This window comes from Rhodoplanes azumiensis, from assembly GCF_042682915.1.
Taxonomy (GTDB): domain Bacteria; phylum Pseudomonadota; class Alphaproteobacteria; order Rhizobiales; family Xanthobacteraceae; genus Rhodoplanes; species Rhodoplanes azumiensis.
In genome coordinates this window covers 1-16,671 of sequence record NZ_JBHUIW010000013.1, presented here as the reverse complement: position 1 = coordinate 16,671, position 16,671 = coordinate 1, and the positions used below count along the sequence as shown (strand labels likewise).

Here is a 16,671-nt window from a genome sequence, read left to right as displayed (position 1 = left end):
ACGTTCGTGTGTGCCGGCCACGCCCGGCGATTAACTGCGATACAAGACCACCCTTGCGGGCGAGCCCGGTTCTTGCCCTTTTTAGGGGCGCGACCCTCCTGGCCCGACCCGGCTAGTGCCGCATCCAGGACCGAGGCGAGGACGCCAGAAACAGGCAAGGACGGACGATGGCAACCCCCGTGACCGCCGCTCCCCCGAGCGCCGCGCCCGCCGCCGCGATGGACGCCCCGGGCCGGGTCGACTGGGTCGACACCGCCAAGGGCCTCTGCATCGTCATGGTGGTGCTGTTGCACTCGACCTTCGGGGTCGAGCAGGCGGTCGGCCGCGAGGGCTTCATGCACGCCGTCGTCGCCTTCGCCAAGCCGTTCCGGATGCCGGACTTCTTCCTGATCTCCGGCCTGTTCCTGGCGCGCGTGATCGACCGCGACTGGCGCACCTACACGGACCGCAAGGTCGTGCACTTCGCCTATTTCTATCTGCTGTGGATGACCGTCCAGCTCGTCGTGAAGGCGCCCGTGCTGGCCGCCGAGCACGGCAGCTGGTGGGCCGTGCCGGGCGATTGGGCACTGGCACTGATCGATCCGTTCGGCACGCTGTGGTTCATCTATCTGCTGCCGGTGTTCTTCGTGGCGACCAAGCTCGCCCGGCAGCTGCGCATCCCGCCGCTCGCCGTGTGGCTCGTCGCGGCCGTGCTGGAGAGCGCGCCGATCCACACCGGCTGGATGGTGCCGGACGAGTTCGCGGCGCGCTTCGTCTACTTCTACACCGGCTTCCTGCTCGCCCCGCGGGTCTTCGCACTGGCCGAGACGGCCAGTGCGCGGCCGCTCGCCGCGATCGCCGGGCTCGCCGTGTGGGCGCTGATCAACGGCGCGCTGGTGTTCGGCGGGCTTTCGGAGTGGCCGATCGTCTCGCTCGCGCTCGGCTTCGCCGGTGCCTGCGCCATCATCGTGCTGGCGACGCTCTTGGTGCGCAGCCGCGTGTTCGATCCGATCCGGTACTGCGGCGAGCACTCCATCGTGATCTATCTCGCCTTCTTCCTGCCGATGGCGGCGACCCGCGTGGTGCTGCTCAAGACCGGCGTGATCGAGAGTGTCGGTGCGATGTCGCTGATCGTCACGGCGGCCGGCATCCTCGGCGCGCTGGCGATGTGGTGGGCGGTGCGCGGCACGCGGCTCGACGTCCTGTTCACCCGGCCCGATTGGGCCCATGTCGCGCCCCGCAAGCGGGCCGCTGCGGCTCGGCTGCAGCCGGCCGAGTAGGGCAAGGCGAATCGACGCTCGTGACCCGGCCGGAGCGCAAGCGACAGCCGGGGACGCCGCTCCCGCATGTCGCGGCGCGCGATGCGGGCGACGATCCTTCGATTCAAGGATCCGGCTGGCGCATGGCTCCGGGAGTGTATAGTTCGGGGTCTCGTCCCCAGCCTTTCGAGTCCCCGATGCCCGAACCGCTCGCCCGCCCGCTGCGCAAGGGCGACCACGTCTTCCTGATCGACGGGTCGTCCTTCGTGTTCCGCGCCTACTTCGCCATGTTCAAGGCGGCGCAGAGCCGGGGCCGCTCCTTCACCCGCTCCGACGGTCTGCCGATCGGCGGTGTGATGGCTTTCTGCAACATGATGTGGAAGATTCTTCGCGAAGGGCTCGACGGCGTCAGCCCGACGCATCTCGCCGCGGTGTTCGACCACTCGGGCAGGACGTTCCGCAACGACCTCTATGCCGACTACAAGGGCCACCGCCCCGAGCCGCCGGACGAGCTGATCCCGCAGTTCCCGCTGATGCGCGACGCGGTGCGGGCCTTCGGCCTGATCCCGATCGAGCAGGAGGGGTTCGAGGCCGACGACCTCATCGCGACCTATGCGCGCCTCGCGCGCGAGGCCGGCGCCGACGTGACCATCGTGGCCGGCGACAAGGATCTGATGCAGCTCGTGCGCGACGGCGTCGTGATGTACGACCCGATGCCCGGCAACGAGCGCCGCATCGGCCGCGACGAGGTGATCGCCAAGTTCGGCGTGCCGCCCGAGAAGGTGCCGGACGTGCAGGCGCTGATCGGCGACCCGACCGACAACGTGCCGGGCGTGCCGGGCATCGGCGTGAAGACCGCGGCGCAGCTCATCGGCGAGTACGGCGACCTCGACACGTTGCTCGCCCGCGCCTCCGAGATCAAGCAGGAGAAGCGGCGGCAGACCATCCTCGACCACGCCGAGACGGCTCGGCTGTCGCGAAAACTCGTGCTGCTCGACGACCATGTCGATCTCACCTGCCCGCTCGACGATCTGCTGCTCGACGGGCGTGACGCGAAGAAGCTGATCGCCTTCCTCAAGGCGATGGAGTTCTCCACGCTCACCCGGCGCGTCGCCGAGGCGCTGGCGATCGATCCCAACGACGTCGAGGCGGATCCGGCGCTTCGCGCCGCGCCGAGTGCGGAGGCGGCCGTCGACGCGCCGGCCGAAGCCGAGACGGCGGAGTCGACGCCGCGGCGCGCCGGGGCCTCGGGCCAGCTCGGCTTCGATCTCGGCGACACGCGGCCGAAGCCGGCGGTGCGCACCAACGGCGGCGGCGACGTCGTGGTGTCGCCCGATCAACTCGTCGCCGCCCGCAAGGCGGAGCTTTCGACCCAGAAGCTCGACCGCGCCGGATATCGGACGCTCCACGATCTCGCCGCCCTGCGGGACTGGGTGCTGGAGGCGGTCGACCAGGGTCTCGTGGCGATCGATCTCACGGTGACGTCGCACGATCCCATGCGGGCCGATCTGGTCGGCCTGTCGATCGCGCTCGCGCCGGGGCGTGCCGCCTACGTGCCGCTCGGCCATCGCCGCGGCGACGATCTCCTGGCCGGCGGCGGGCTCGTTCCGGATCAGATCAGGCTCGCGGATGCATTGGCGCTCCTGAAGCCGATGCTGGAGAGCCCGGGGGTTCTGAAGATCGGGCACGACCTCAAGGCCGATCTGCACGCGCTCGCCCGCCACGGCATCACGGCGGTGGCGATCGACGACGTCCAGCTCATGTCCTACGTGCTCGATGCCGGCCTCGGCCCACACGGGCTCGCCGATCTGGCGCACCGCCATTTCGGCCACGAGGCGCTGGCGCTGGTCGACATCGCCGGCAAGGGCAAGACGCAGGTGCCGTTCGAGCAGGTCGAGATCGCCCGCGCCGGCCCGTACTGCGCCGAGCAGTCCGACATGGCGCTGCGGCTGTGGCGGCTGTTTCGCGCGCGCCTCGTGGCCGAGCGGATGACCACGGTCTACGAGACGCTGGAGCGCCCGCTGGTCCCGGTGCTGATGCGGATGGAGCGGCGCGGCATCGCCATCGACCGCGAGATGCTTTCGCGATTGTCGGGAGAGCTGGCCCAGAAGGCGGCCGCGCTGGAGGCCGAGGTTCAGGAGCTGGCCGGCGAGCCGTTCAATCTCGGCAGCCCCAAGCAGCTCGGCGACATCCTGTTCGGAAAGCTCGGCTTCTCCGGAGGAAAGAAGACGAAGACCGGGGCTTGGTCCACGTCGGCCAACGTGCTGGACGAGCTGGCGGAGGAAGGCCACCCGTTACCCGTGAAGCTGCTCGAGTGGCGGCAGCTCACGAAATTGAAATCCACCTACACGGATCTGCTGCCGACTTTCGTCAATCCGGAGACACGGCGCGTCCACACCACCTTCGCGCTCGCCGCGACGACGACGGGGCGCCTCTCGTCGGCGGACCCGAACCTTCAGAACATCCCGGTGCGCACCGAGGAGGGCAGAAAGATCCGCCGCGCCTTCGTGGCGCAGCCCGGCACCAAGCTCGTCTCGGCCGACTACTCCCAGATCGAGCTGCGGCTGCTCGCCGAGATCGCCGACATCGCGGCCTTGAAGAAGGCCTTCCAGGACGGGCTCGACATTCACGCCATGACGGCGTCGGAGATGTTCGGCGTGCCGGTCGCCGGCATGCCGGGCGAGGTGCGGCGCCGCGCCAAGGCGATCAACTTCGGCATCATCTACGGCATCTCGGCCTTCGGGCTCGCGAACCAGCTCGGCATCCCGCGCGAGGAGGCCGGCGCCTACATCAAGCGGTATTTCGAGAAGTTCCCCGGCATCCGCGACTACATGGAGGCGACCAAGCTGTTCTGCCGCACGCACGGCTATGTCACGACGCTGTTCGGGCGGAAGTGCCACTACCCGGACATCGGCGCGTCGAACCCGTCGCTGCGCGCCTTCAACGAGCGCGCCGCGATCAACGCCCGCCTGCAGGGCACGGCGGCCGACATCATCCGCCGCGCCATGGTGCGCATGGAGGATGCGCTGGCGGCGAGCCGGCTCTCGGCCCGCATGCTGCTCCAGGTGCACGACGAGCTGGTGTTCGAGGTGCCGGACGACGAGGTGGACGCGACGCTGCCCGTGGTGACGCGCGTGATGGAGCAGGCCGCCATGCCGGCCGTCGCCCTCTCGGTGCCGCTCCACGTCGACGCCCGCGCCGCCGACAACTGGGACGAGGCGCACTGATATTGTGTTATGTTGACCGGCTCGGCCCTGACCCTCTCCCAGAGGGAGAGGGCCGACGCGCTCTTGCGCGTCGGGGTGAGGGGTTAGGGCGCCAATTGGTGAGCTCGGCACCCCCTCACCCGGATCTCGCGCATCTGCGTGAGATCCGACCTCTCCCCGGCGGGGAGAGGTGAAGGCTGCATCAGCTTCAGGGCGCGCCCGCTCACTGTCCCTGTGGCACCGGCTCGGCCGCGGCCACCGTGCGCGGCGTGGCGCGCAGGCTGCGCAGGAAGGCGCGGTAGGCCGGGTGCTGGGCCAGCGCGTCGCCGCCGGCCGCGATCAGGGCATCGACTTGCTCGACCGGCAGGCGGAAGCGGGTCGGGATGGCGTTGAGGGCGGCACTGCGCGTCGCGTCGAACTGGTCGAAGGCGACCCGGCCGATGAAGCCGTCGAGATCGCGGCAGTTCCAGCCCGCCGTGGTGCCGCGCAGCCGCTGCACCTCGGCCATCGAGAGGCCGCAGCGCCAGCGGATCAGCTGGCCGCGCCAGTCCTGCAGGCTGAGCTGGAAGGCGCTGTAGCTCGACCACACGCTCGAGGCGAGCGCCGCATTGGTGGCGGCGCCGATCAGCTCGACGCCGGTCGGGCCGTCGAGCGTCATGGCCCAGTTGCCCTCGGTCACCTGCTCGGAATCGACGACGATGAACAGGATGCGGCGGATGCGGACGGCGTGCGCGGCGGTGAGCGGGCCGTAAGGCGTGTTGGCCGCCTCGCGCGCCACCGTGAAGCTCGACAGCCCGAAATTGTCGACGACGCCGCCGTCGACCAGCTTGACGTAGCGCATCGAGCCGTCGCGGTAGCGGGTCATGCCGCGGGCGACCGCCTTCATCATCGGGCTCGCCGCGGGATCGTCGCGGGCGCGCGCCATCCAGGCCGGCAGCGGCGCGTCGCACTTGTCCGGGAAGGTCTCCAGCACCACGGGGGCGAAGGCGAGCGGCACGGCCGCCGACGCCGCCACGGCGGAGGAGAGCGGATAGCGCGCAAGATCGCTGCACAGCGCCGCGAAGGTCGACGGGGTGAAGACGAAGGGCGTGCGGTTGTAGAGGTCGCTGGCGTTGATCACCACCTGGGGCCGGCGATGCGTCAGCAGCGCCCCGAAGGTCGCGCCGTCGAACAGGTTGGCGTCGAGCCAGCGGCGGAACGGCGCGTCGCCGTTGACGCCGCCTCCGAAGGCGCGCGCGATGTTGCCGAACGACACCGCCGTGTTGAGCGCCGCCTCGGCGTCCTGGATCAGGAAGCGCTCGCGGAAGTCCTGCAGCGCGTCGCGCCGGCGCAGGCCGAAATAGGCGGCCGTCACCGAGCCGCCCGACACGCCGGTGACGATGTCGACCCGGTCGATCAGGCTCCGCCCCCGGCCGCCGGGAACCTGGGTGCGGGCGAGCTCCTTCAGCACGCCGAACGAGAAAGCGGCCGCACGGGTGCCGCCGCCCGAGAAGGCGAGCCCGATCATCACGTCGTCGTCGGGCATGTCGGTGAGGGAATCGAGCGTCTCGCGCAGCGGCGTCGCGGTCGGGACGTTGGCGGGCAGGTTCTGGACATGCGCGCAGCCGGCCAGGCCGGCGCCCAAGAGCGCGATCGCTAGACCCAGACGCCACCCCATCGACGCGAACTCCCCGGCCGGCCCGGTCCCCGAACGGTACAAAGCGGTGCAATATGGCACCCTCGTGGTTACGGGGGCTTTACCGGTCGGCCGATCGCGGCGCCACCCCGCCGCTTCCGGCTAGACTGCGCCCGGTTGTCGGCCGCGCCGGCCGCGACCGCCGGCGGCGGGAGGCGCCCGGCGGTCGCGCATCGCGTCACGTCCGAAACGCCCGGGCCATGCTGCACAGGCGCAATGCGCCGGCTGCAGAAGACGATACGGGGTTGTTCGCTTGACGGGACCGGCGCGTTCCGCGAACCGTGCCGACGTGTCGCGCGGCTGATCGACAGAGCGAAGCTCGGGTCGCGCAGGGGAAGTGTGATGGACCACGGCTTCGTTCCGAACGTGTATTTCGGGCTCGACCCGATGGCGGTCTCGACCGTCATTCTCGCGGTCACCTATGCGGTGATCATCTGGGACAAGCTGAACCGGGCCATCGTGGCGCTGCTCGGCGCCGCCGGGATGATCCTGATCGGCGTGCTCGACCAGCACGAGGCCCTCAAGGGCGTCGACTGGAACACCATCGGCCTGCTCACCGGGATGATGATCCTGGTGTCGATCTCGCGCCGCTCCGGCATGTTCCAGTATCTGGCGATCTGGGCCGCCAAGAAGGCCAAGGCGAACCCGGCCGGGATCCTGATCCTCTTGCAGATCACCACGGCGGCTCTCTCGGCCGCGCTCGACAACGTGACGACCGTGCTGCTCGTCGTGCCGGTGACGATCGCCATCGTGCGCGAGCTCGACGTGCCGCCCTATCCGTACCTGTTCGCCGAGGTGTTCGCCTCCAACATCGGTGGCACCGCGACCCTGATCGGCGACCCGCCCAACATCCTGATCGGCTCGTTGGCCGGCCTCGACTTCAACGCCTTCCTGATCCATCTCGCGCCGCTCGCCATCGTCGTGATGATCGCGCAGCTCGGCATGATCCATTTGCTGTGGGGGCGCTACCTCAAGTCGATCCCGGAACGGCAGGCGCTGGTGATGGGCATGGACGAGCGCGCTGCGATCGAGGATCCGGTGCTGCTCAAGCAGTCGCTCGTGGTGCTCGGCCTCGTCATCGTCGGCTTCGTGCTGGCCCGCCCGCTGCACCTCGAGCCGGCCACCATCGCGATCGGCGGCGCCGCGCTCCTCATGCTGCTCGACAACTGGCAGCACCATGCCGAGCACCAGTCCGAGAACGTCCACAAGACCTTCGGCGACGTCGAGTGGATCACCATCTTCTTCTTCGTCGGTCTGTTCATCGTCGTCCACGGCGTCGAGGTCGGTGGGCTCCTCAACCTGCTCGCCGAGAAGCTGGTCGCGGCGACGGGCGGCGATCTGGCGGTCGCCGGCTACGCCATCCTGTGGGCCTCGGCCGTGCTGTCGGCGATCGTCGACAACATCCCGTTCGTCGCGACCATGATCCCGCTGATCAAGTCGATGGCGCCGGCCTTCGGCGGGCCGGAGGCGATCGAGCCGCTGTGGTGGTGCCTGGCGCTCGGTGCGTGCCTGGGCGGCAACGGCACCATGATCGGTGCCTCGGCGAACCTGATCGTGGCGGGGCTCGGCGAGCGCAACGGCGTGCCGTTCCGCTTCGTCACCTACACGCTCTACGGCTTCCCGATGATGCTGGTGTCGATCATCATCGCCCACCTCTACGTCTGGCTGCGGTATTTCTGACGGTGGGTCATTCCGGGGCGCACCGAAGGTGCGAACCCGGAATCCAGCCCCACCGATGGAGCATGCCGCTGGATTCCGGGTTCGCGGACCGAAGGCCCCCGCCCCGGAACGACGGCCTCAGCCCAATCGCGCCACCACGTCCTCGCCGAGCGACAGGCAGCTCGTGAGGCCCGGCGACTCGATCCCGAACAGGTTCACGAGACCCGGAAGGCCGTGTTCGGCCGGGCCTTCGATCAGGAAATCGGCCGCCGGTTCGCCGGGGCCGGTCAGCTTCGGGCGGATGCCGCAATAGTCGGGCGTCAGCGCCCCGTCCGGCAGGGCCGGGAAATAGGTGCGGATGCTGGCATAGAATGTTTCCGCGCGGGCCGGGTCGACGTCGTAGCTCTCGGTCTCGATCCACTCGACGTCCGGGCCGAACCGCATCCGACCGGCGAGGTCGAGCGTGACATGGGTGCCGAGCCCGCCCTCGACCGGCGCCGGGTAGATCAGCCGGCCGAACACCGGCCGGCCCGCGTACTGGAAATAGTTGCCCTTGGCGAGGACGAGGCGCGGCACCCGCGCGGCCGGATAGCCCTCGGTTGCCCGGGCGAGCGCCTGGGCGCCGAGGCCGGCGGCGTTCACCACGGCGTCGACCGTCAGGCGGCCGGGCTCGCTCCCGCCGTAGCGGACCTCCCAGCCGGCCGGGCCGGGGGCCATCCCGGTCACCGGGGTCATGAAGGCGACCACGCCGCCGGCATCCTCCAGGTCGCCCTGCAGGGCCAGCATCAGGCCGTGGCTGTCGACGATCCCGGTCTCGGGCGACAGGGCGGCCGCGACGCAGGTGAGCGCCGGCTCGAGCGCCGTCGCCGCGGCGGCGGTGAGCATCGTCATGCCCTCGACGCCGTTGGCGGTCGCCTGGCCGCACAGCATCTCGATCTTGGCGATCTCGGCGTCGCGCACCGCGACCAGGAGCTTGCCGCATTTGCGATGCCGCACACCGTGCGTCTGCGCGTAGGCATAGAGCATCCTCCGGCCACGGACGCAGTGGCAGGCCCGCACCGAGCCGGGCGGATAGTAGATGCCGGCGTGGACGACCTCGCTGTTGCGCGACGAGGTGCCGGTGCCGATCGCCCCGGCGGCCTCGGCCACGATGACGTCGTGGCCGGCGAGCGCCGCCGCCCGCGCCACCGCGAGCCCGACCACCCCGGCCCCGACCACCAGAACCTGCATGTCCCCTCCCGGCCGCCGCCCCGTCGCTCCCGACCGGGCTCGCCCGTCGGCTAACACCCGACCGCGGGCGGAGCAACGGCCGCGGCCGGCGGGCTGCCGTGTGTCCTCGGCCGGGAAACCAAAATGGGGATTTCGGTCCTGTCCGCCCCTTCCGCGAGCGGCGGGGCATTACCACATTTCTCCCGACGGGCGCGGTGCCGTGACGGGCCGTGCCGAGACAACCAGGGGCGCGCCCGGGCGCGCCTCGACGATGGTCGCTTCGCGCCTTCGGGGCGGGCCGGCCAGGCCGAGGGAGACGTTCATGAATTTCGACAAATACACCGACCGGTCGCGGGGATTCGTCCAGTCCGCCCAGTCGCTTGCGCTCCGCGAGGGGCACCAGCAATTCGCCCCCGAGCACATGCTCAAGGTGCTGGTCGACGATCCCGAGGGCCTCGCCTCCGGGCTGATCCAGCGCGCCGGCGGCAACGCCCGCCAGGTCGCCCAGGCCGTCGAGGCGGCGCTCAAGAAGCGGCCCAAGGTCGCCGGCTCCGGCGCCGGCCAGCTCTACATCGACCCGGCGCTCGCCCGGGTGTTCGACACCGCCGAGAAGGCGGCCGAGAAGGCCGGCGACAGCTACGTCACGGCCGAGCGGTTGCTGCTCGCCCTGGCGATCGAGAAGGATTCGGAGGCCGGCCGCGCGCTCGCCGCCGCCGGCGTCACGCCGCAGAACCTCAACGCCGCCATCGAGAGCCTGCGCAAGGGGCGCACCGCGGATTCGAGCTCGGCCGAGAACGCCTACGACGCGCTCAAGAAGTACGCCCGCGACCTGACCCAGGCGGCGCGCGACGGCAAGATCGACCCGGTCATCGGCCGCGACGAGGAGATCCGCCGCACGATTCAAGTGCTCTCGCGCCGGACCAAGAACAATCCCGTCCTGATCGGCGAGCCCGGCGTCGGCAAGACCGCCATCGTCGAGGGTCTGGCGCAGCGCATCGTCAACGGCGACGTGCCGGAGAGCCTCGCCGACAAGAAGCTCCTGGCGCTCGACATGGGCGCCCTGATCGCCGGGGCGAAGTACCGGGGCGAGTTCGAGGAGCGGCTGAAGGCCGTGCTGCAGGAGGTGACCTCCTCGGACGGCGGCATCGTGCTGTTCATCGACGAGATGCACACGCTGGTCGGCGCCGGCAAGTCGGAAGGCGCCATGGACGCCTCCAACCTCCTGAAGCCGGCGCTCGCCCGCGGCGAGCTGCACTGCATCGGCGCGACCACGCTCGACGAGTACAAGAAGCACGTCGAGAAAGATGCCGCGCTGGCGCGGCGCTTCCAGCCCGTGTTCGTCAGCGAGCCGACGGTGCCGGACACCATCTCGATCCTGCGTGGCCTGAAGGAGAAGTACGAGGCGCATCACGGCGTGCGGATCACCGACGCCGCGATCGTCGCCGCCGCGACCCTGTCGAACCGCTACATCACCGACCGCTTCCTGCCCGACAAGGCGATCGACCTGGTCGACGAGGCGGCGGCGCGGCTGAAAATGCAGGTCGACTCCAAGCCCGAGGAGCTCGACACGATCGACCGCGAGATCATCCGGCTGAAGATCGAGCAGGAGGCGCTGAAGAAGGAGCACGATCCCGGCTCGCGCGCCCGCCTCGGCGGTCTCGAGGCCGAGCTCGCCGCGCTGGAGAAGCAGTCGGCCGATCTGACGACCCGCTGGAAGGCCGAGAAGGAGCGGCTATCCGACGCCCAGAAGCTGAAGACCGAGCTCGACCAGCTTCGCGTGGAGCTCGCCAATGCGCAGCGCCGCGGCGAGTATCAGAAGGCGGGCGAGCTCGCCTATGGCCGCATCCCGGAGATCGAGAAGAAGCTCGCCGACGCCGAGGCGGCCGAGGGCAAGGGCGCCATGGTGGAGGAGGCCGTGACGGCCGACCACGTCGCCCAGGTGGTGTCGCGCTGGACCGGCGTGCCGGTCGACAAGATGCTGGAGGGCGAGAAGGAGAAGCTCCTCAAGATGGAGGAGGCGATCGGCCGGCGCGTCGTCGGCCAAGCCGAGGCCGTCAAGGCGGTCTCGACCGCGGTGCGCCGCGCCCGCGCAGGCTTGCAGGATCCGAACCGGCCGATCGGCTCGTTCATGTTCCTCGGGCCGACCGGCGTCGGCAAGACCGAGCTGACCAAGGCGCTGGCCGAGTTCCTATTCGACGACGAGCAGGCGATGGTCCGCATCGACATGTCGGAATACATGGAGAAGCACTCGGTCGCGCGGCTGATCGGCGCGCCGCCCGGCTATGTCGGCTACGAGGAGGGCGGGGCGCTCACCGAGGCGGTGCGGCGGCGTCCGTATCAGGTGATCCTGTTCGACGAGATCGAGAAGGCCCACCCGGACGTCTTCAACGTGCTCTTGCAGGTGCTCGACGACGGTCGCCTGACCGACGGTCAGGGCCGCACCGTCGACTTCCGCAACACGCTGATCGTGATGACCTCGAATCTCGGCTCGCAGTTCATGGTCGACCAGCCGGAGGGCGAGGACACCGACGTCGTCAAGGAGCAGGTGATGGCCGTGGTGAAGGCCTCGTTCCGGCCGGAGTTCCTCAACCGGATCGACGAGATCATCCTGTTCCACCGGCTGGAGCGCGGCCAGATGGGCCGGATCGTCGAGATCCAGCTCGGCCGGCTGCAGAGGCTGCTCGACGAGCGCAAGATCACGCTGACGCTCGACACCCGCGCCAAGGACTGGCTCGCCGAGAAGGGCTGGGATCCGGCCTACGGGGCGCGTCCGCTCAAGCGCGTCATCCAGAAGGCCGTCCAGGATCCGCTCGCCGAGCTGATCCTGTCCGGCAAGGTGAAGGACGACGAGACCGTCGCGGTCACGGCCGGCAAGTCCGGCCTCGCCTTCAACGGCGAGACGGTGGCCAGGGCGGCGTGAGGGGCGGGGCGATGCGCGGTGTGAGGCCGGGGCTCGTGTCGATATGAAGAAAGCGGCCGGGACATCGTCCCGGCCGCTTTTTCGTTCCGCCGGCAAGATCCTCCTGCTGGACTCTTTTACTACCGAGGGCCACCGGCTCGCCGGTCATGCGAGTCGTGGAGCGGCGTCCCGCTCACACATGCTCGGCCGCGCCCGCCGTGTCGGCGGCGTCGTGCGCGGCCTTCTCGGCCGAGCCGACGCCGTTGAAGAAGGCGTTGAGCGCGACCGAGACGATGGCGGCGAGCAGGATGCCGGACTCGAGCAGCGGGTGCAGGGCGTGCGGCAGCGCCTTGAAGAAGTTCGGCGCCACCAGCGGGATCATGCCGAAGCCGACCGACAGGGCGACGACGAACAGGTTGAACCGGTTGCCCTTGAAGTCGACCGCGGTGAGGATGCGGGCGCCGGTGGCCGCCACCATGCCGAACATCACGAGCCCGGCGCCGCCGAGCACGACGAGCGGCACCGCCTCGACCAGCGCCGACATCTTCGGCAGCAGGCCGAGCATCAGCAGGATCACGCCGCCGGCCGCCGTGACCCAGCGCGAGCGCACGCCGGTGACCCCGACGAGGCCGACGTTCTGCGAGAACGACGTGTAGGGGAAGGTGTTGAAGATGCCGCCGAGCAGCGTGCCGACGCCGTCGGCGCGCAGGCCGCGGGACAGCGCCTTGCGGTCGATGTGGCGTCCGGTCATCTCGCCGAGCGCCAGGAACATGCCGAGCGACTCGATCATCACGACGATCATCACGATGCACATCGTGGCGATCGGCACGAGGTGGAACTGCGGCATGCCGAAATGGAACGGCAGCACGAGCCCGACCCACGGCGCCGACAGCACCTTGTCGAAATGCATCACCCCGATCGCGGAGGCCAGCACGGCGCCGGCGACGATGCCGAGCAGCACCGCGATGTTGGACAGGAAGCCCTTGCCCCATTTGATCAGCGCGAGGATGACCAGCAGAACGAAGAGGGCGATGCCGAGGCCGGGCAGCTGGCCGTAGTTCGGGTTCGGGAAGGCGCCCGGAACGCCGTCGACGACGCGAGTGAGGGTGGGCAGGCCGCCGCCCGCCCAATTGATGCCGACCCGCATCAGCGAGATGCCGATGATCATGATGATGGTGCCGGTGACGACCGGCGGGAAAAGCGGCAGGAGCCGGCTGATGAACGGCGCGACCACGATGCCGAACACGCCGGCCGCGATCACCGAGCCGTAGATGCCGAGGAGGCCGATGTCGGGCTGCGTCGCCATCGCCAGCATCGGCCCGACCGAGGCGAAGGTGACGCCCATCATCACGGGCAGCCGGATGCCGACGCCCGGGAAGCCGATGCACTGCACCAGCGTGGCCAGCCCGCAGGCGAACAGGTCGGCGCTGATCAGGAAGGCGACGTCCTCGGGCGGCAGCTTGAGGGCGCGGCCGATGATCAGCGGCACCGCCACGGCGCCCGCATACATCACCAGCACGTGCTGCAGGCCGAGCGTGATCAGGCGTGGTGCGGGAAGGATTTCGTCGACGGGATCGATAGCGCGCTGCAAGGCTTTCCCCCTCGTTGACAGGCGGGTCCGGCGCCGTGGTCGAGCGTGGGCCGGACGTGCGAGCACACGGAAACGACGCCGCACTGCACTGCGGTGCAGCGGCGGCGTGCGGTCCGAGAACCGGCGCGGACCCGGAGAAGAACTGCCGCAGGACGCGGCAGAACGCCCGCGACGTGATCACGTTTCGGGGAAATTTGCGTCCGAGGATTTACGGAGAGATCACCGACGGCTGGCTTGCGCCACGCGCGCGGGGCTCTGGCCCATCATGCCGTTGATCCGGTCGCGCTCGCGCTCGAAGCTCGCCAGCACGCCGCCGTCGAGCACGCGGCCGCGCGGCAGGCGCACCCGCATCGGATCGACGAAGCGGCCGTTGACCAGGATCTCGTAGTGGAGATGCGCGCCGGTGGAGAGGCCGGTCGAGCCGACGAAGCCGATCACCTGGCCCTGGCGGACCCGGGTGCCGACGTCCATGCCGCGCGCATAGGCGGTCATGTGGCCGTAGGCGGTCTCGTAGCCGTTGGCGTGCCGGATACGGATATACTTCCCGTAGCCCGACTCCCAGCCGACCTTCTCGATCGTGCCGTTGCCGGAGGCGAAGATCGGCGTGCCCATCGGGGCCGACCAGTCCACGCCGGTGTGCATCTTGGTGTAGCCGAGGATCGGGTGGTAGCGCGAGCCGAAGCCGGACCGCATGATGCCGGCGGCGACCGGCTTGCGGACCAGGAACTTCTTCGCGCTCTTGCCGGTCTCGTCGTAGTAGTCGACGACACCGTCGTCGCTCGACTGGAACCGGTAGAACCGCTTGGTCTCGCCGCCGATCACCAGGCCGGCGAACAGCACCTCGGAGCGGCCGCCGGCGTCGTCCTCGCCCGAATAGACCACCTCGAAGGAGTCGCCCGCCTGCGCCTTGCGCTGGAAGTCGACGTCGTAGGAGTAGATGCGGATCAGATCCTCGATCACGGGGCGCGGGATGTTGTTGCGCAGCGCCGTCTCGTAGAGGCTCTGGTAGAGCCGCATGCCGGTGCCGTCGTCGTCCTCCTCGGGCTCGTTGACCTGCTGGGTCATCGCGCTCTGGACGTCGACGGAAACGTATTTGCCCATGTCGGAGAGGGCGACGACCGCCTCGGTCGTCGTCTCGCCGATCAGCACGACGCGGGCCGGCTGGGCGCGGCCGCCGATCATCGGCGACATCAGCACGCGCAGCTTCTGGCCTTCCTTGAGGGCGCCGTCGCGGCCGCGCGACCCGAGCAGGGCGGCGATCGCCTTGACGTCGTCCGGCGACGCGCCGAGCTCCTTGAGCAGCGAGCCGACCGTGTCGCCCTTCTTGACCGGAAGGATGCGCTCGTTGGCGGCGAGGCCGCCGGTCGCCTGCGCCGCCGTCTTCGGCAGCAGCGTGATGTTCTCGGGAACGATCCGGGCCTCGAAACCCGCATACGGGTCGATGTCGCCCTCGACCGCATAAGCGAGCCGGGTCGCGCCGGGCAGATCGGCCGAGGCGTAGCGGGCCGAGCCGGCGCCGGTCCAGTGGGCCGCCTCGCGGACCCGCCCGAGCACGTCCTCGAGCGGCAGCGACACGGCGATACGGGCGCGCGGCAGCACGCTGCCGAGATCGCGCGTCACGTAGGAGACCTCGGCGTCCGGCGCGGCGTTGGCGACGTCCTCGCCGGCCGAGCTGGCCCCCGGCTCGGCGATCAGCTTCTGCGGATTGAACGGCGGAACGCTCGCCGCGAACTCGGTCGGCGACAGCGACAGGTTGGCGCCGACCCGCACATAGGGCCGCACCCGCACCATCTCGCGGTCGCCGTGGCGGGCCGTCGTCGAGATGCGGATGATCTGGCGGGAGGCGACGGATTCGGCGACGGCCGGCAGCCGATCACCCTTGCGCAGGCCGACGCGCTCGCCCTGGCTGCCGAGCGTGCCGCGCAGGCCGGCCTCGAACCGCTCCGGGCTCGCCGCGAAGTTCGCCTCGCCGTCGAGCGCCGCGAACACGGCGCCACCCATCAGGGCCGCGCCGCACAGTCCGGTGAGAATCGTGCCGGAAAACCATTGGACCGAGATGCGGCGGCGGTCGAGCTCGCCGACCTCGCCGTCGACCGACAGCGGCGGCTCGTTGCCGAGATCGATAGCCGTGGACCCTGGTCCCGGCCGATACGACCCGCGCGGCCTGCCCTGATCCACGTCCCCGGTTCCCCCTTGTCGAGCCGCCCTGGCGGGCCGCTCACCCATCCGGTTCCGCACCGCCCCCCGGCGGTGAAGCCGGCCGATGTCCGCCTTGCACGGACCCGGCCGAGCCTGCGATCGACCGTTCCACCGTCGCCGGGTGGCGACAGTTTCGGGTGCGATCGTCGAATCCGGATGGAACCCCTTACCCGTGAGTGACCAGAGGCCCGAATTTTGTGGCCGCAATGGGGCTCTGGGGGCTGCGGTCGCGACGCGCGGCGGTGGTCGTTGCGCCGACGCAACACTTTCCGGCGTCGGACGGATTTTCGCGCGGCGCTTCACGTTAACCACACGCGAGTGGGGGGGCGTCGGTGCGGTCCGGACGGAGGACGGGCAGCTCTGGCCGGTCGGTTCCGGCGCCTGTCGAGCGGCGCTGAGGAGAGGGGTACGGGAGGCGTTCAAGGAGGTTTCGCATCTGCTGCCGCCCACGGCGCGGCTGCCACCCGAGCTCGCCGTCGACAACGGTCGTCCGCGACGGCCCGTCGGAATCGCCGCGTGATCGGCAGCGGCCCGGTCGCCCCTCCCGGAGCCGGAGATCGCGGGCCGCCCCGAGGCGCCGGCGTGATCGATTTCGCTCGCGCCCTGCCGATCGGGATGGCTCCGTCAGGGTCGCTGACTTATCCATAAGCCATTGAAACCATGCGAAAATGTAGAAACGCGAAAATTCTGCGAAATCGGTGTTGACTTCGCGAGGGCAGGGGAGCATAAAACGCCAGTTCACGGGCCGCCGCCGCCTCGGCGCGATGGCGCATCCCCTGAGTTCCTCACTTTGGCGTGGGACTTTGGCACCCGGTTGTATGTCGGGTGGCGGAGTCGTGTCGGGGTGTGGATGGGGGCTGTGACGGATGCGGGCGCTCTGCCTGCGTCGTAGGATGGAGGCTTGCGTCTCGTTTTGGCGTGTTGCCGTGGCGGGGGGCGGGTTTTGGTGCCGGGCTCTTTTCGGGGCGTGTGCGCCGGGCTGTTTGACAAGTAAA

At 69.8% G+C, this 16,671-nt stretch carries 8 protein-coding genes; 4 read left to right on the top strand and 4 right to left on the bottom strand.

Going from position 1 to position 16,671, the window contains the following annotated elements; genetic code table 11:
* The first annotated feature begins 167 nt into the window (after positions 1 to 167).
* Complete coding sequence (locus ACFSOX_RS12360) at positions 168 to 1,259, top strand: acyltransferase family protein (RefSeq protein WP_378478120.1); 1,092 nt, start codon at positions 168 to 170, stop codon at positions 1,257 to 1,259.
* A 176-nt stretch (positions 1,260 to 1,435) separates the two neighbouring features.
* The gene (gene polA / locus ACFSOX_RS12355) at positions 1,436 to 4,465 is read left to right on the top strand and encodes a DNA polymerase I (protein WP_378478119.1); all 3,030 of its coding nucleotides are present in this window, start codon (positions 1,436 to 1,438) and stop codon (positions 4,463 to 4,465) included.
* Positions 4,466 to 4,667: 202 nt separating this feature from the next.
* Here polA and ACFSOX_RS12350 read toward each other — a convergent pair whose 3' ends face one another.
* Entirely contained in the window at positions 4,668 to 6,101 is a 1,434-nt protein-coding gene (locus ACFSOX_RS12350; protein ID WP_378478118.1) for a patatin-like phospholipase family protein, read from the bottom strand.
* 360 nt (positions 6,102 to 6,461) lie between these two features.
* Between ACFSOX_RS12350 and ACFSOX_RS12345 the strand changes: the two genes are divergently transcribed.
* Complete coding sequence (locus ACFSOX_RS12345) at positions 6,462 to 7,799, top strand: ArsB/NhaD family transporter (protein WP_378478117.1); 1,338 nt, start codon at positions 6,462 to 6,464, stop codon at positions 7,797 to 7,799.
* Positions 7,800 to 7,916: 117 nt separating this feature from the next.
* On the opposite strand, the gene ACFSOX_RS12340 is transcribed toward ACFSOX_RS12345, so the two are convergent.
* On the bottom strand, positions 7,917 to 9,008 hold the full coding sequence (locus ACFSOX_RS12340; RefSeq protein WP_378478116.1) for an NAD(P)/FAD-dependent oxidoreductase: 1,092 nt from the start codon (positions 9,006 to 9,008) through the stop codon (positions 7,917 to 7,919).
* Positions 9,009 to 9,309: 301 nt separating this feature from the next.
* Between ACFSOX_RS12340 and clpB the strand changes: the two genes are divergently transcribed.
* A complete protein-coding gene (gene clpB, locus ACFSOX_RS12335) occupies positions 9,310 to 11,907 on the top strand; it encodes an ATP-dependent chaperone ClpB (protein ID WP_378478115.1) in 2,598 nt (865 codons plus the stop codon).
* A 172-nt stretch (positions 11,908 to 12,079) separates the two neighbouring features.
* Here the strand turns inward: clpB and ACFSOX_RS12330 are convergent, their stop codons facing one another.
* Together ACFSOX_RS12330 and ACFSOX_RS12325 are read right to left on the bottom strand one after the other, a co-directional pair.
* Positions 12,080 to 13,477 (bottom strand): nucleobase:cation symporter-2 family protein, encoded by a 1,398-nt coding sequence (locus tag ACFSOX_RS12330; protein ID WP_378478114.1) that lies wholly within the window; start codon positions 13,475 to 13,477, stop codon positions 12,080 to 12,082.
* Positions 13,478 to 13,696: 219 nt separating this feature from the next.
* Positions 13,697 to 15,655 (bottom strand): peptidoglycan DD-metalloendopeptidase family protein, encoded by a 1,959-nt coding sequence (locus tag ACFSOX_RS12325; protein WP_378478113.1) that lies wholly within the window; start codon positions 15,653 to 15,655, stop codon positions 13,697 to 13,699.
* Positions 15,656 to 16,671 lie beyond the last annotated feature (1,016 nt).